The following is a 15,872-nucleotide window of genomic DNA, read 5'->3' as shown; positions in this document are numbered from 1 at the left end:
GCAAGACGCACACGCGTCGGCGATCGCGATCGCCGACTGGTGGAGGGCCAACGGGTCGGGCGATGCTCGCCGCGCCGTTGCGCTGGAGGACAGAAGACGGCGCTATGCGTAGCTGTTGCCTTGCCATCCGGGCGGGACCGCGTCCGACGCCCGGCTTCGAATGGTGCGTTATCCCGTACTTTGTCGCGCGTTCCACTACCGGTACAGTGAGCATTCGAACGACATGAGGGCGCCGGGTCTCGATCCGTCGGCCGCTGCGATTCCTCATGCCGGCGCGACGCGCATAGATTCATGACCGGCAACGGATCGCGTATCGGTCTGCCTGCGTCGAATGCAATCGCATCCTTCTTCCACGCGTGCCGCGCGACACCCTCGGGACCCACGATATGGTGAATCCGCTTCATTTCGATCTGCAGTCGCTGCGGGTGTTCGCGCTCGTCGCGGAACACGGCAGCCTGACGAAGGCGGCCGAGCACGGCCAGCTCACGCTGTCCGCGGTCAGCAAGCGGATCGCGGAACTCGAGAGCGTGACCGGCAGCGCGCTGTTCGTCCGGCACGCGCGCGGCGTCGAACTCACGCCTGCGGGCCGCGCGCTGCTCGACCATGCGGCGAAGGTGATCGACCAGGTGAACCGGATGGCGCACGAGATGAGCGACTACGTCGCCGGCGTGCGCGGACACATCCGCGTGTGGGCGAACACGTCCGCGATCGTCCAGTTCCTGCCGGTCGACCTCGCCGGTTTCCTGACCGCGCATCCGGGCATCAAGGTCAGCCTCGAAGAGCGCCTGAGCCACGAGATCGTCGATGCGCTCACGGCCGGCAAGACCGATCTCGGCGTGTTCGCCGACAACGTGCCGGCGCCCGGCATCGAGCGCCGTCTGTACCGGCGCGACGAACTCGTGCTGCTCGTGCCGCGCGGGCACCGGTTCGCCGAGCGCGCATCGATCCGCTTCGCCGATACGCTCGACGAGGACTATGTCGGGCTCAGCGACGGCAGCTCGCTGCTCGCGCGAATGACCGACGCCGCCTTCGCGGTCGAACGCTCGTTGAAGCTGCGGATCCAGGTGTCGAATTTCGACGGGGTGAGCCGGATGATCGAGGCGGGGCTCGGGATCGGCATCCTGCCGCGCGACGCGGTGACGACCGAACGCGCCGGCTCGCGGCTGTGCGTGGTGAAGCTCGACGATGCGTGGGCGACGCGCACGCTGTGGGTGGGCGTGAAGGCGGGCACCGTGCTGACGACCGACATCGCGAACCTGTTCGATTTCATGTCGGCGCGCTGAGCGCGCATCGCCGTCATTGCATGACGGTCGTGTGGCCTGTGTGCTTCGCCGTTTCCCTGCGCCACGCGCGAACACGACGAAAGCCGGGCGCATCGGCCCGGCTCTTCGAAGCGAACGACAGCCGGCGATGATCGCTCACCGCGCCGCTAGCTGCGAACGCCGCCGTCACACCGGATTGATCTCGTCCTGGCTGCGCCGCGTGGTCAGCGGCCCGAGCACGCGCAGGGTGACGGCGACGATCCCGAGCGCGACCGAGATCACGCCGAACATCGCGCCGGCGCCGTATTGGGCCAGCACCGGCAGCAGCACGAACGGCAACGCGCCGCTGACGATGCGCGACAACGCATAGGTGCTGCCGATCGCGGTCGAGCGCACGCGGGCGGGAAAGATTTCGGCCTGGTACACGTGGTACGCGTTGCTGAACACGTTCGACGCGCAGGTCGTCAGCAGGCCGAAGCAGACGATCAGCACGGTATTGCCGGAATACGCGAAGCCGAGGCCGCACGCGGCGATCGCGAGGATCGAGCCAATCACGAGCGTGCGGCGCTCGATCCAGTTGAGCAGCGGAATCGACAGCAGCGAGCCGATCGGATAGCCGATGAACGACAGCGCGATGAACAGCGTGCTGTCCGTCACGTCGAAGCCGCGGCTCTTCACGACCGTGCCCGCCAGCGTGCCGAAGCCGTAATAGCCGAAGCCCTGGAACAGGTGGAAGATCGCGAGCATCAGGTAGCGCCGGTCGTACGGCTTGCGGCGCAGCAGCGCGATGCGCTCGGAGAGCGACAGCGGCCGCTGCGGCTCCGAGGAGGCGGCGAACTGCGCCGGCACGCGCACGCCTGCGCTGTCCGCGAAGCGCCGCAGCGCCGCCTGAGCTTCGTCCGTGCGGCCCTGCGCGAGCAGCCAGCGCGGGCTTTCGGGCAACCGGCGCTGGACGAGCAGCACGTAGACGGCGCCGAGACTGCCGATCGCGAGGATGATGCGCCAGCCCGCGATCCCGCCGATATGCAGCGGATTGAGCCACAGCGCGAGGAAGCCGACGAGCGGCACCGCGACATACGACGTCGTGTACGCCCACGCGGCGAGGCGGCCGCGCCGCTCCTTCGGCAGGATCTCCGACAGGAAGCTGTCCGCGACCGGGTAGATCGCGCCGACGCCGATGCCCGTCAGGAAACGGCACACGACCAGCATGTCGGCGTTCACCGAAAAGGCGCCGATCAGCGAGAACGCGCTGTACCAGGTCAGCGTCAGCAGGAACGCCTTGCGCCGGCCGATGCGGTCGGCGAGGCTGCCGAGGCACAGCGCGCCGAAGAACATGCCGATGAATGCGGACGCGAGCAGCAGCTTGAAATCGCCGCTTTGCCGGTTCAACCCGTATTCGTTCTGCAGCGCGGTGCCGATCGTGCTGACGAGAAAGATCTCGTACATGTCGAAGAACAGCCCGACGCCGATCACCCAGACGACGAACCGGTGCAGCGCGCCGACCGGCATGTCGTCCATGAAATCGCCGAACGTGACGTCGCGGGTCGCGCGCGGCGCCGTATCGGCATCGGCGGGGCGGGCGACGGGCGCGGTTCTGCCCGCGTCGCCGCCCAGTTCGAGAGATTGGCTGTTCATCGTGTCTCCTGATTATCGGAATGCCGCGGCGCACGTCCGGGCTGGCTGCGGCCGTTCCGCCGTTGAAGCGGCCGGCCGCACGACCGGGCGTTCGCCGGTCCGCAAGCCGTCCGTCGAACGGTCAGGCGATCCGGTGCACGCCGATCGTCCGGCAGAGTGTGGGCGATTTGCCCGCTCACGATAATTGCGGATGTCTCAAGCATCCTTTCCTGGCCAGAAAGGCTTCGTCTGAACCTGTCCCCATCGGCGCGCAGTCAGGTCGGCCGCCCGGGAGAGAACGCCGCGCAAGTGCTGACGAGCGCCAGCGCCGCGAGAGGGGCAGGGGCGGCCATCGCATGCAATGCCGCGTCGTTCCCTAGAACATCGCGTCCGCGCGCATCGACACGCTGTCATCCGGCAGCGCGGTCCACAGCAGGTACCCGTCGGCCGTGCGGGCCGCGTTGAGCGTCAGCGCGTTGCCGAGCAGCGCCGGCTGCACGCCGCGGTAGTTGAACGCGCGCAACGGCTTGCCGGCGACGCGCTCCGCAAAGCCGGCGAGCAGCGTCGCGTTCAGCGGCCCGTGAATGACGAGGTTCGGGTAGCCCTCGACATCGCGGCAGTAGTCCTGGTCGTAATGAATCCGGTGGCCGTTGAAGGTCAGCGCGGAGTAACGGAACAGCGTGGTCGACGTCGCGACGAATGTGTCGCGGTGCTCGGGCACGGCCGGTGCAGGCGCCTGCGCGGGCCGCGCGGTGCCGCCGGGCGACGCTTCCTTGTAGACGATGTCGTGTTCCTCGGTGATCGCGACTTCGCCGGCCGTCGAGATTTCGTGCAGCACCGTCACGAACACGAGGTCGCCCGAGCGGCCGCGCTTGTGCTCGACGGAGCGGATCGTCGAGCACCTGGACACCTGCGCGCCGAGCGGCAGCGGCGCGTGGAACTGCACGCGTCCGCCCGCCCACATGCGATTCGGCAGCGGCACCGGCGGCAGGAACCCGCCACGCTGCGGATGGCCGTCGCGCCCGAGCTGGTCGGGCGGCAAGCCTTCGAGGAAAAAGAGCCAGTGCCACAGCGGCGGCAGCGGTGCGCCGGTTTCGAGCCGCGACGGGTCGCTGCCCAGCGTGGCCGCCATCAGCCGCGCATGGCGGACCGACAGCTCGTCGCGGTCGTCGATCGACCGGCCGACCCATTCGCACAGCAGCGGGAGGTCGATGCCGTTCATGCCGCCACCTCGCCGCGGGCGGTCGCGCGTTCGGCGCGGATCGCAACGGGGTGCTGGCCGAGCGCGGGTGCTCGGGCGAACCGCCCGCTGTCGCATCGCGCGCGCGCCTGCGTCGCGGTCAGGACGGCCGCGACGACGGTCAGGCCGGCGAGCGGCAGCGGGGAATGGGGATGATAGGGTTGAATCATTCGCGTCTCCGGAACGGTGCCTGCTTGCGCGCAGTATCATCCCGCGTCGCAAGGACAACCATCGGGAAGATCCAAATGCACCGTTTGCCAGATCCGAACACTCGCCGCACAATCGGCGGATCCCGTTCCGGAGCCGACAGATGCGATACGAATTGACCGACCTGGCGGTTTTCCTGGCCGTCGCGGAGGAAGGCAACCTCACGCGCGGCGCCGAGCGCTGCCATCTCGCGCCGTCGTCGGTGAGCCTGCGCGTGAAGGGGCTGGAGGGCGCGGTCGGCGCGCCGCTGCTCGAGCGGCTGGCGCGCGGCGTCGCGCCGACGCCCGCCGGGCGCATCGTGATGGAGCACGCGCGCCGTTGCCTCGCGCAGCTCGAGCAGATGAACGCGGATCTTGCGCCGTTCGCGCACGGGCTCATCGGCCACGTGACGTTCTTCGCGAACAACAACGCGATCAACGCCTATCTGCCGGACGATCTCGGCCGGTTCTTCGCGCGCTATCCGAACGTGCGGATCTCGCTCGAGGAGCGCACGAGCCACGAGATCGTCGCCGCCGTCGCGGCAGGCCGCGCGGACATCGGCGTGGTGGCGCTCGAAGCCAGCCACCCCGATCTCGAGTTCGTCCCGTACCGGCAGGACGAGCTCGTCGTCGTCGCGCCGCGCGGCAGCGACATTGCGGAGTGCGCGGAGATCGCGTTCGCCGCGTGTCTCGGCCGGCCGTTCATCAGCCTGCAGACGGGGGCGGCGCTGCACACGTTCCTGATGGGGCATGCGGGCGCGCTCGGGGGGCTGCTGGACGTCCGGGTGCAGGTGTCGAGCTACGCGTCGATCGTCAAGCTCGTCGCGTCGGGAGCGGGAATCGGGATCGTCGCGCGTTCGGCCGTGGCCGACGGCACGCCCGCGAACGCGGTCGTGCTGAAGCTTGCCGAGACGTGGGCGCGCCGCGACCTGCGCGTATGCGTGCCGCGCGTCGCGGCCACGCCGAATCCGTTCCGGGACCGGCTGCTCGAAACGCTCACGGCGGTGCCGCACGGCCCGCAGAACGACGCACCGCGTTGATGTCGCCACGCGAGCAAGCACACGACACGGCACGCAGGAAAAGAGGGCGCGCCGCACGTTCGACGCATTCGTCTGCGGGTTGCGGACAATCGCGTCGCCGCAGATCTGCAGCGAGAAGCACGGACAGAAATGCGTGTTAGTGTTTCGGAGCGAGAATCCCAATATGAGCGAGAGGTGAGCGATGGATCGGCCAGACAAGTCGGCAAAAGCGCGCGCGGCACTTGACCAGCTGTTCTCGGGCGTTCCGCCTGCGGAAGCGAATCGCGCGTCACGTTCCGGTAATCCGTTCGACGCGCCGGATGACGGCGCCGGCGTCGATCCAGCCGTGCGCGGCCGAGTCGAAGTCACGCTGTCGACACGAATCCAGCTGCGCGGCTACCCGAATGCGGACGCGTTCATGAAGCGCATGGCCGAAGCCTGGGGCCTGGAGTGGGGCGCATATGACGACGTTCATGCCGTGGCAACGCTGCCTGCCGGATGGCGATCCCGACAGCTTCCTGGCGTCACGCAGATCGTCGACCGGCACGATGTCCTGCGAGCGGAGAGCAGCTTGCAGGGCGGCGAGATGTCCTATCTGAAAGTGCATCCCCGTTACTACATCGACGCTCGCAAGGGCTTCGACTGGGGACGATCAGGGACGGCGGCCGATGATCCGGAGCTCGAAGGCCCCGACTGGCACTGCTTCGTGATCGATCGGGAAAAAGTCAGCGAAGTGCATGAATTGACGAGTTCGTCGTTGAAAGCCGATCTGGACCGTGCCCGTGCGACCTTGCTGAAATGGCTGGACGAGAACTACCCCAATCATCGCGATCCGTTTGCGTATTGGACAGATTGCGAACGTGCGTCGTAATCCGGTCGCGATTTTCTGGGCCGCGTTCGGCGCGGCGGTCGCGTCGACGGTCGTGGAAACGCTGCTCTGGGGGATCGCCGGCGACGACGTCATTCGGAACCTGATTCGCGACGCGCGCCTCACGGCAGCCATCGTGATGGGACGACGCGTGCTCGCATCACCCGGCGGCTTCGATCCGCTGGTCATGGGCGTGGCGACAGTCGTGCATTTTTCCCTGTCGCTTGCCTATACGGCCTTGCTGGCGAGGTTGGTCCGCAGCATGTCGTTCCGGTCGGCGCTGGCCGCCGGGGGCGCGTTCGGACTCGTTCTGTATGGCATCAACCTCCACGCATTCACTGCGATCTTCCCGTGGTTCATTCCGGTTCGTGGCGTGATTACGCTCGCGGCCCATCTGGGATTCGGGATTGCGGCAGCTGCGATTTACCGCGTCGTTCGACGGTAACGAACGGCAACGATTGTCACAGGTTCCCGGTCGAGCCCGTGGAATAACCGGGCGTGCCGCGCCGTTTAATCGACAAGCGACCCTGCACCGGGCAGCGAGCTGCTACGGCGCGTCATGATTTTGCTCAAGCAAATCGATGAGCCGGGCGTCAAGCGGTCGCGAGCCATGCAGGAGCCGATCATGCGCAACTTGCTTCGATTCGGGATGGGTCTCGTCTGTGCCGGTTTTCCCGCGGCTGTGTTTGCGCAGATGTATGACAATTCAGCGGCCGACAGCACCGATTGCCGTGCGGTCGTCGGGCAGGCGGAAATCGACGGCACCGAGCAGCATGTCGCGGGGCGTGCGTGTCTGCAAAGCGACGGGACATGGCAGATCGTGCAAAGTCCCGACGGCAGCATCCTGTGGTATCCGCTCGCGGCTTACCCGTATGCCGACCCTTGGTATTGGGGGCCGCCGCTGTTCCTCGGCGCGGGCGTGAGCTTCATCTTTGTCGACCGTTTCCATCGCTTCCATCATTTCCATCGCTTTGATCATTTCGGCCGCTTCAATCAGATGGATCATCGCCGCTTTGGTGTGCCGATGGGAACGGGCTTTCATCGCGCGCCATCCCCCGTCGGTGCGGGTAGCGGGTTCGGCGGAATGCATCGATTCGGCGGGATGAGCGGTACCGGCGGAATGCGACGGCGTTAGGCCGACGTTTCGAGCGCGCCGCGCTTCTTGCTGTCGGCGGCAAGTATCGATTCGACCGGGATCGACGCGGCAATCGAACCGCGTCTGCCGTGCGGTAGACTGCACGATCGTCTTTTCTGCCGCCTCTGACCGGACATGGACCGAATCGATGCGATGAAGGTGTTCGTCGCCACGCTGGACGAGGGCAGCCTCGCAGGAGCGGGCCGCCGCCTCGGCCGCTCGCCGGCGGCGGTGAGCCGAGCCATCGCGTTTCTCGAGGAGCATACGGGCACCGCGTTGCTGTACCGCACGACGCGGACGATCCGGCTGAGCGAGGCGGGCGAGCGGTACGCGGCCGCCTGCCGCCGCATCCTCGCCGATCTCGAGGAGGCCGACGTGCTGGTGGCCGACGAGCGGTCGGCGCCGCGCGGCCTGCTGACCGTGACGGCACCGGTTGCGGCGGGCGAGGACGTGCTGCGCCCGCTCGTGGACGAATTCATCGACCGCCATCCGGCCGTGTCGATCCGCCTGCAGTTGCTCGACCGTCCCGTCAGCCTGATCGACGAGGGCATCGACGTCGCGCTGCGCATCGCGCACCTGGCCGATTCGACGCTGGTCGCGATTCCGGTCGGCGCGGTGCGGCGCGTCGTGGTCGCGTCGCCCGACTATCTCGCGACGCATCCGCCGATCCGCGAGCCCGCCGATCTCGCGCAGCACCAGATCGTATCGATGACGCACTTCGGGCTCGATTCGTGGAGCTTCCCGCAAACGGGGCAGGCGGCGATTCCGCAAGTGGTCCAGTTCACGCCGCGCTTCATCGTCAACACGATTCGCGGCGCGGTCGCGTCGGCGGTTGCCGGCCGCGGCGTCACGCGGATGTTCTCGTATCACGTCGCCGACCAGGTCAAGGCCGGCGCGTTGAAGATCGTGCTGCGCGACAGCGAGCATGCGCCGCTGCCGATTCATCTGCTGACGCCGCACGGGCGCCTGTCGGTTCCCAAGGTGCGGGCGTTCGTCGATTTCGCGGCGCCGCGCCTGCGCGAGCACTTTGCGCAGATGGCGTCGATCACCGACAGCGCCTGAACCACGCTTCAGCAGCATCGTTTCCGCCGGCCGGCGATATGCGTCGTTCCCGCTTCTCTGCCCACTTTGCGCGCGATGGGTGGTCGAATTGAAACGCGGTGTATCGATGCGCGACGCAGATACATCGCGATACATGGCGATCCGTCGCATGCGCTATAACACAGGCTCTACCTCACTCGGAGCGCACCATGCAAGAAGCTGCCTGGCTCAAAGGGTCCTGCCACTGCGGGGCCGTGAAATTCGAAGTCCGCACCGCCATCACGCCGGCCGGCCGCTGCAACTGCAGCCTGTGCCGCCGCAAGGGCGTGCTGATGAGCCCGATGTTCGATGGCCACGAACTCAGGATCCTCGAAGGCGAGCACGCGCTGACGCTGTATCAGTTCAACACGCGCGTGGCCCGGCACTATTTCTGCAAGCACTGCGGGATCCATCCGTTCCATCAGACGCGCAAGGATTCGGCTCTCTGGCGCGTCAATCTCGGCTGCCTCGACGGCGTCGATCCGTACGCGCTCGACGCGACGGTCGCGGACGGCGCGAGCCTGTCCGTCGTGGAGGACGCGTGAAACGCCTGCTGGCCATCGTCCTGTTCGTCGCGGGCGGGTTCGCGGCCGAGGTCGCGCATCCGGTGCAGTGTTTGCTGATTTCGGAAAGCCGGTTGGCGGGCGGAAAAGGCACGGGGCGTAATCGCCAACGGCAACAGTAGCCCCGAATTTCGGGCGCAGCACTTTTCGCATGGATTTTTCGGCACCTCTGCGTAAACGCTACGCGATATGCACCTTCCGTGCCTTTCGAAGTCGTCCATCGTGATCAGAGGGTTCCCGGCAAAAGTCGAACTTCTAGTGTCTCGACTGCCCGGCAGGGGGCTTTCCTTGTTTACCGAGTCCCCAGTCGTCGGATCGAACGACTGTTGCGCTTTCGGAGACACGGGATGGCCGAAACGATGGCCTCGCTGGTCGAGATGTTTCGATAACCAGTCTTGCGATGTACAGGTGTTCTCCCAGCGCAGATGGATTATGCGAATATCTTTATCTCATATTGTCATCTCAATATCTGCGCATCGTTGATGCGTCGCAAGTTACAAACAAATTACAAAATTGCTTGCCAGAAATAAAATTGAAGTGCTACCGTAAACCGCCATCCTTGAAACGATGTGGCCAACTAACGTAACTGCTATGTTGTACTAAAAGGTGGCAACAGGTCTGGCAGCGGCAATCTTCGTTCTTGTCCTGAATTACACGTGACGGATTAGCTCTGCCTGAAATCGTGTGTCTTGTGTTATCGATAAAAGGAAAATCTAATGGACCTGCATGTGTTCAAAAATGAAATGATGGCTGGCGAGCAGCAATCTGGGAGCGAAAAGCCCAATGAGCTCGATCCCGAATTGCTCGCACTAGTCAGTGGTGGCACCAATTCGCAACCCAGTCAGCGCGGTTGGTTTGTCAACGCAACCTGGTCGAAGGCCTGGCGGTAATCAGCACGTTCCTGCGCTATTAGGGTAGTGGTCAGCGCGATACGCCTTCGCTGCGTATCGCGCCAATCCCGTCACTCCAAATAACATTGACGAGTTCGCCGAAAATGGCGCTCATTGCTTCGCCGCTCACAAAAAACATTCAATATCGATCGAGACGTAATCCATTCAATCCAGATCGGCAATTTTTCATCAAGCGAACAGGGTGATCATTAAGTTATCGAACTTTGACAAATAACTGAAATCGACACGATGGAACACAATAAAATCAATAGGCTTGAGGTAATACTCAAGGTAACCGAGCGGTGCAATATCGACTGCACTTATTGCTACTACTTCAACGGCAGAAATGGTGATTACGAAAGCCAACCTCCTTACCTGACCATCAATACAGCAAAATCTCTTGCCATTTACTTGCGCAATGCGATCTACTCCCACTCAATCGATGAGTTGCAGATTGACTTACACGGCGGGGAACCTCTGTTGATTAACAAGTCGCGAATGCGCGCCATACTCGGAATTTTCAGGAGCACTATCCAGAATTCCACGGACCTAAGGATTTGCGTCCAGACCAACGCAATATTGCTGGATGATGAATGGATTTCCATCTTCGATAAATATGACGTTTCCGTAGGAGTGAGTTTGGATGGCCCGCCAAAAGAAAATGATCTGCACAGAATTGATAAAAGGGGGCGTGGAACTCATTCCGCGGTCGCAAGAGCAATCGAAATACTGAGGGAGGCAAATAAGCAACATAAAGGATTGTTTGCCGGGGTTATTTGCGTTATTAACCCGGATTTTGACGGTAGAAAGGTATATCGGCATTTCGTTGACGACCTGGGAATCGAGAGAATTCATTTCCTTAAACCAAATCAAACAAGAGATGCCGCCGACACTAAAGTAGTGGAGGGCACTCACAGGTTTCTAATGGATGCCTTGGGTGAGTGGATCAACGATGGAAATCGCAAGGTGTATGTGCGGCAATTCACCGATCCCCTTAGGCGCCTATGCTCATCTGACTCTCCGATGCCATCCACTTATCGATTTGTCACCATGACAGTTAGGTCGAGCGGAGAAATAGCCATCGATGATGATTTTCGAAATACTCTTCCTGCGCTTTTTAAGTTAAATTTGAAGATCTCGGATAGCGTGCTGGCAGACTTCCTCGATCAGCCAGGAGTGTTTAATTTTCACCGAGCTTGTGACGAGGTGCCACCCTCATGTATGCAATGCGGTGCGAGAGGAATCTGTCAAAGTGGTACCGGGCTTGGGGAATCTGTCCTGCACAGATATAGCTTCATTAACAAATTCCGCAATGCCAGTCTATTCTGCCAAAGTCATCAGGCCATCATTATCCGATTGGGGAAATTTGCTCTTTCGCATGGTGTACCGTGGGCGACAATCGAGAAGAACATGACAAGAATCGATTACGTTTAAGCAACTAATTTTAAATGATATTGCGCGCGCCACGCCAAATTATAAAATGACATGCTGGCACCCCCTTTATTTTCTCGCGACAGACCGCCAAGTAAATTTGCTAATTATCCATAAATCGATAGATGACCATTAAATCATTGCCATTATTTGCCTTGACACTGGCACTTGTCTTGCAAGTCACAAAATCCAGTGCGGAAACTTCATTCAATGCAGCCAATCACAGAATTGACTTTTCCGTTCCAGTCGTCACGTCTCCAGAATTTCCATTCTCAGGTACTGAAATCACAAGTTCTGACGGATATCGGCTTCGCTACTATTCGTCAGATATGTCTGCGCAAGACAAGCCGCTAGTCATTTTTCTTCCAGGAAGCGGATGTAGCGGTGCCTTTTCCAAGTTACCTGATGGAGGTCACTCCATGGGGCCGGAGGGATTCGCTCTAAAATTCGCCGAAAAGGCTCGTCTGGTCGTTGTCGAGAGCCCGGGCATAGAAAAGCGTTTTTCACATGAAACAGCCTCCGGATGCTCGTTGAATTTCATGAAAATGGCAAATATGCAGGCACGATTGGAATCATTGCATGTCATTGTCGACGACCTACGACATCGTGGTTGGGTTGGTCATCAACCCTTTATGATTATTGCTGCTTCCGAAAGTGTTTCTACAGCATCTCGCTTTGCCATGTCGACCGGAGAAATATCACATCTTCTGCTGATTTCTGGATTTGGAATTGGGCAAACCTTGGCAACAGTTCACGCCGCACTAACGGGATGGGGAAATTGGAGTTTCGTGTCGGAGAATGAATCGAGCGGGCCACTTGGCCGATTGCAATCTACTTTGACCACTTGGGAAAATGTGCGCCGGAACCGGGTGCCGGATTCGACTAGAGCAATCGCAGGTTACGATGAAACATATTGGCGAACAATGGGCATGGCATCACCGGCGAAAGATGTGCTCGCGTCCAAGGCACAGCTGTACTTGGTCCAGGGAGGGCGCGATCAAAGTTCGCCCTCAGTCAACTATGAGGCTGGGATTGCATACCTCGTAGCACATGATCGTCGCTTTGTAACCGAGTACATTCCATGCGGTGACCATTTTTTGACGTGTCCAAACGACAATGGAGAACCTAAAAACCTTCAAGGGATCATTGAGCGTGGTATGGAATGGTTCCTAACCGCTCAGGTGCAAAGCACCTCTGCGGCATCGTTCAATCCCACAGCCACGTTAGAGTAGCTTGTGGTCGACCGCAACAAGCGAAATTAAACAATCTCGATTCCGGCACGCTGCTCTGGTGACACTGTGTGGACCTGCACTTGGGGAAGGTGTCCTCGTACGCCGCGTATCGATTTCAATGCTCCAACCGCTATGGTTTTCATGGCACTCAGTCTGACGCTGCTGCTCGCGTTCGGCAGTCGCACGCGCTGCACTATAGTTGTCTCGGCTGCCTCGACGGCGTCGATCCGTACGCGCTCGACGCGACGGTCGCGGACGGCGCGAGCCTGTCCGTCGTGGAGGACGCGCGAAACGCCTGCTGGCCATCGTCCTGTTCGTCGCGGGCGGGTTCGCGGCCGAGGTCTCGCATCCGGTGCAGTGTTTGCTGATTTCGGAAAGCGGCGTGCGGATCTGCAGAACAGCCGAACGCGACGACGAACGGGTGTAGCGAACGCAATCGGTGTGCCATCGGCGGCATTGCGCCGATGGCCAGACGCCCCGCGTCGAGAAACAACCCCTCGATGCTTCACGCCCGGGTGCTTCCGCAGCACCGCGGCCGCGGTCAATTCAACTGCTTCCGATAAGATCGCACGCGATATATAATGCTGGAATTCGCGAGCCACTTTTCCGAGGAGCACGGCCATGAAATCGACCGACACGAATACGCGCACCGCGCCGAAGCTGGGCGACTTCCTGTGCTTTGCCATCTATTCGGCGAACCTCGCGTTCGGCAAGGCGTACAAGCCGATCCTCGAGGAACTGGGCCTCACGTACACGCAATACATCACGATCATCGCGTTGTGGGAAGAGGACAACCAGACCGTCGGCAGTCTCGGTGAAAAACTGTTCCTCGAGTCCAATACGCTGACGCCGATCCTGAAGAAGCTCGAGGCGATGGGCTACGTCGAACGGCACCGCGATCCGTCGGACGAGCGCCAGGTCCTCGTCAGCCTGACGAAAAGCGGGCGGCGGCTGCGTGAAAAGGGCCTCAACATGGATCTCGTCGAAGCCACCGGCCTGAAGCCCGATGAATTTGCGAAGATGCAGAAGGCGATCGTGACGCTGCGCAGCAACCTCATTCGCTCCGTCGAAGAACAGGAACAGGCGTGATGCCGGGCGGCGGTGCCGCCGCCGGCGCAAACCAGCTCACTGATTGACCACTGTTCGTGCGCGGGCGCAATCGCGCGTCATGCGCGCGCCCGACCCAAACCTTCATGCACGCTTCGCTCGGGTGCTACGTGCTCGACACGCTCGCACGCGAACCCATCGACGCGTGACGGGCGAGGATTCCCGCGGGACAGGGATCGGCAGTGGGGAAGGCGGGAGAGAGGGGTGTCCCCGGTCTTGCGGACGGCCAACCGGGGACGTTCATGCAGCAAAGACATCACTTATACATCGCGTGTGATTACATCGCATGCGATGTATTTGATGGGGTTGTGTTAGGCGGAAGCATCCGGGAGCAACCCCAATCGGTCAGTCGCAAACCGTCACGACGGCATCGATCGGACACGCGATCCGCTCAATGACCGAAATAGATCGAGCGGTCAGCGCTGCGGATCACGTTCCGGCTGCCGCTTTCCGCCACGGCAGCGCCGTTGCCGCCATAGCCGGACGCGGACGCGTCGTCGCCGTGAATCCGCTTCAGCGCCGCCTGGATGTCGGCCGGATAGTGCGGATCGTTCGCCCGGTTCGGCAGAAAGCCTGCCTGTTCGAGCTGGGCCAGCTCCGCACGGACTTGCGCGCGCGTGACGGCGCCGGACGACGCGTTTTCGTCGCTGGCGAACGCCGGGGTGGCAACGGCCGCCGTAGCGGCGACGAGAAGGGCGGCAATCAGTTGGGTCTTCATCATTAACCTCGACAGGAAAAATTCAATGGGATGGGCGCCGACGTGCCGGGCCGATGGGCGTGGTCGTCAGGCTGGTTCACGAATGTGGTCAGACGATCTGGATGGCAACGTCGATGTTGCCCCGCGTCGCCTTCGAATACGGGCAGGTCTGGTGCGCGGTGTCCACGATGCGCTGCGCGACGTCCCGATCGAGACCGGGCAGGCTGACGTTCAGGCGAGCCTGGATGAAATACGCGCCGCTGGTCGTGCCGAGGTCCACTTCGGCGTCGACTGCAAGATCCGCCGGAAGCGCGACCTTCGACGCACGCGCGGCAAGCTGCATTGCGCCGATGAAGCAGGCCGACCAGCCCGCGGCAAACAGTTGCTCCGGATTGGTGCCGCTGCCGGCGCTGCCCGGCGACGACAGCTGAAGATCCAGCCGGCCGTCGGAACTGCGGACTGCGCCGTCGCGGCCGCCGGAGGAGGTATGGGTCTTGCCGGTGTACAGCACGTTTTCGATCTTGCTCATCTCGAACTCCTGGGTGGTGAAGCATCTTTGGCTTATGCGATTCGATCGCATGCGATGCAGTTTGGTCGAGGCGTCGAGCCATGTCAAGCGCTTTCGATTAAATCGCATACGATATAAATGGGGATCGCAACACATCTGAAAGATGCGTCGCGGAGCGCCAATGACATGCATTGGCGACGCCCCGAAACGAACAACGTCGCACGCCCGCTGCAACTGCGTCCGCCGCGGGCGCGCGCGGGACTCAAGCCGGCAGGATCTGCGCGATCACGACGATCTCGACGGCCGCGTTGCCGGGTAGCTGGTTGTGCGAGAACGCGGAACGCGCATGCCCGGCCTTGTCGCCCAGGACGGCAGCGAACAGGTCCGACGCCCCGTCGAGCACCGCAGGCTGGCGATGGAATCCGTCCGCGGAGCTGACGTGGCCTTCGACCCGCACGATGTGATGAAGGCGGTCGAATCCGCCCAGATGCCGGTCGATCTGCGCCAGCACGTTCAATGCGGCGAGCCGCGCGGCGAGCTGGCCTTCTTCAACGCTCAACTGCTCGCCGACACGTCCCGCATAGGCCATTATCCCGTCCGCGAGCGGCACCTGCCCGGAAATGAACAGCAGGTCGCCGGCTTCGCTGGCCGCCGTATAGTTGCCCATCGGTTGCGGCGGAGCGGGCAGGGTGTAGCCGAGTTCGGCGAGTTTCCGCTGGACTGTCATGTCGTTCTCCATTCGTGTCGAAACGTGAAGGTAAGCGTGAGCGTGAGTGTGGTCGGGATGGAGCGGTCCGCTGCACCCCGCATGCCTGTCAGTCACTGTAGTCATGCGATCACCGGCGGTAAATGTCGTCGGCGCAAAGGTATCGAGACGCGATGTAACGAATGCCGCGGCGCCGCGCAAATGCAGAAACGGCATGTGCTTGCGTTCGCGCCGCGTCCTCCGCGAACGCCGTTTCGGAACGCATCACGAATGCGGTGGCGGTACCGCCTTTATTCCCGCACGATCTTCGTGCACACTCACCGCATTCACGGCAG

General features: G+C 62.2%; 18 protein-coding genes and 1 pseudogene. 13 read left to right on the top strand and 6 right to left on the bottom strand.

Features of this window, described 5'->3' with window-relative positions:
* Positions 1–386: 386 nt before the first annotated feature.
* Positions 387–1,283: a LysR family transcriptional regulator gene (locus ACV229_RS02965; protein WP_448081636.1), complete on the top strand. Its 897-nt coding sequence runs from the start codon at positions 387–389 to the stop codon at positions 1,281–1,283.
* A gap of 165 nt (positions 1,284–1,448) precedes the next feature.
* On the opposite strand, the gene ACV229_RS02960 is transcribed toward ACV229_RS02965, so the two are convergent.
* The 3 genes from ACV229_RS02960 to ACV229_RS02950 form a co-directional block, all read right to left on the bottom strand.
* Positions 1,449–2,897 carry an MFS transporter gene (locus ACV229_RS02960; protein ID WP_448081635.1) on the bottom strand — a complete coding sequence of 483 codons (1,449 nt, stop codon included), beginning with the start codon at positions 2,895–2,897 and terminating at the stop codon, positions 1,449–1,451.
* Between the two features lie 355 nt (positions 2,898–3,252).
* On the bottom strand, positions 3,253–4,098 hold the full coding sequence (locus ACV229_RS02955) for an FAS1-like dehydratase domain-containing protein (protein WP_448081634.1): 846 nt from the start codon (positions 4,096–4,098) through the stop codon (positions 3,253–3,255).
* Positions 4,095–4,286, bottom strand: coding sequence for a hypothetical protein (locus tag ACV229_RS02950; protein ID WP_448081633.1), 192 nt, complete (start codon positions 4,284–4,286; stop codon positions 4,095–4,097). Before ACV229_RS02950 ends, ACV229_RS02955 begins: the two co-directional genes overlap by 4 nt.
* A 140-nt stretch (positions 4,287–4,426) precedes the next feature.
* Between ACV229_RS02950 and ACV229_RS02945 the strand changes: the two genes are divergently transcribed.
* From ACV229_RS02945 to ACV229_RS02890, 12 genes and pseudogenes are all read left to right on the top strand, one after another.
* The gene (locus ACV229_RS02945; RefSeq protein ID WP_448081632.1) at positions 4,427–5,341 is read left to right on the top strand and encodes a LysR substrate-binding domain-containing protein; all 915 of its coding nucleotides are present in this window, start codon (positions 4,427–4,429) and stop codon (positions 5,339–5,341) included.
* A gap of 181 nt (positions 5,342–5,522) precedes the next feature.
* Positions 5,523–6,191: a nitroreductase gene (locus tag ACV229_RS02940; RefSeq protein ID WP_448081631.1), complete on the top strand. Its 669-nt coding sequence runs from the start codon at positions 5,523–5,525 to the stop codon at positions 6,189–6,191.
* Positions 6,181–6,633 carry a sodium:proline symporter gene (locus ACV229_RS02935; RefSeq protein ID WP_448081630.1) on the top strand — a complete coding sequence of 151 codons (453 nt, stop codon included), beginning with the start codon at positions 6,181–6,183 and terminating at the stop codon, positions 6,631–6,633. Before ACV229_RS02940 ends, ACV229_RS02935 begins: the two co-directional genes overlap by 11 nt.
* Positions 6,634–6,813: 180 nt before the next feature.
* Positions 6,814–7,323, top strand: a complete 510-nt coding sequence (locus ACV229_RS02930) for a hypothetical protein (RefSeq protein ID WP_448081937.1) — start codon at positions 6,814–6,816, stop codon at positions 7,321–7,323.
* A gap of 135 nt (positions 7,324–7,458) precedes the next feature.
* Positions 7,459–8,385 carry a LysR family transcriptional regulator gene (locus ACV229_RS02925; protein WP_448081629.1) on the top strand — a complete coding sequence of 309 codons (927 nt, stop codon included), beginning with the start codon at positions 7,459–7,461 and terminating at the stop codon, positions 8,383–8,385.
* 188 nt (positions 8,386–8,573) lie between these two features.
* Positions 8,574–8,948, top strand: coding sequence for a GFA family protein (locus ACV229_RS02920; RefSeq protein WP_448081628.1), 375 nt, complete (start codon positions 8,574–8,576; stop codon positions 8,946–8,948).
* Complete coding sequence (locus ACV229_RS02915) at positions 8,945–9,088, top strand: hypothetical protein (RefSeq protein WP_448081627.1); 144 nt, start codon at positions 8,945–8,947, stop codon at positions 9,086–9,088. The genes ACV229_RS02920 and ACV229_RS02915 overlap by 4 nt, the downstream gene beginning before the upstream one ends.
* A 594-nt stretch (positions 9,089–9,682) precedes the next feature.
* Entirely contained in the window at positions 9,683–9,856 is a 174-nt protein-coding gene (locus ACV229_RS02910) for a hypothetical protein (protein WP_448081626.1), read from the top strand.
* Positions 9,857–10,105: 249 nt separating this feature from the next.
* Complete coding sequence (locus tag ACV229_RS02905; RefSeq protein WP_448081625.1) at positions 10,106–11,290, top strand: radical SAM protein; 1,185 nt, start codon at positions 10,106–10,108, stop codon at positions 11,288–11,290.
* A gap of 122 nt (positions 11,291–11,412) precedes the next feature.
* The gene (locus tag ACV229_RS02900; RefSeq protein ID WP_448081624.1) at positions 11,413–12,519 is read left to right on the top strand and encodes a hypothetical protein; all 1,107 of its coding nucleotides are present in this window, start codon (positions 11,413–11,415) and stop codon (positions 12,517–12,519) included.
* A gap of 86 nt (positions 12,520–12,605) precedes the next feature.
* Positions 12,606–12,806 (top strand): annotated as a pseudogene (locus ACV229_RS02895) (hypothetical protein); the annotation flags it as partial.
* 334 nt (positions 12,807–13,140) lie between these two features.
* Complete coding sequence (locus tag ACV229_RS02890; protein WP_448081623.1) at positions 13,141–13,608, top strand: MarR family winged helix-turn-helix transcriptional regulator; 468 nt, start codon at positions 13,141–13,143, stop codon at positions 13,606–13,608.
* A 409-nt stretch (positions 13,609–14,017) separates the two neighbouring features.
* Here the strand turns inward: ACV229_RS02890 and ACV229_RS02885 are convergent, their stop codons facing one another.
* From ACV229_RS02885 to ACV229_RS02875, 3 genes are all read right to left on the bottom strand, one after another.
* Entirely contained in the window at positions 14,018–14,347 is a 330-nt protein-coding gene (locus ACV229_RS02885) for a DUF4148 domain-containing protein (protein WP_448081622.1), read from the bottom strand.
* Positions 14,348–14,432: 85 nt separating this feature from the next.
* Entirely contained in the window at positions 14,433–14,852 is a 420-nt protein-coding gene (locus tag ACV229_RS02880) for an organic hydroperoxide resistance protein (protein WP_448081936.1), read from the bottom strand.
* A gap of 241 nt (positions 14,853–15,093) precedes the next feature.
* The gene (locus tag ACV229_RS02875; RefSeq protein WP_448081621.1) at positions 15,094–15,558 is read right to left on the bottom strand and encodes a RidA family protein; all 465 of its coding nucleotides are present in this window, start codon (positions 15,556–15,558) and stop codon (positions 15,094–15,096) included.
* Between the last annotated feature and the right edge of the window lie 314 nt (positions 15,559–15,872).

It is taken from the genome of Burkholderia sp. MR1-5-21, assembly GCF_053427715.1.
This window is presented reverse-complemented; position numbering and strand designations above follow the sequence as displayed.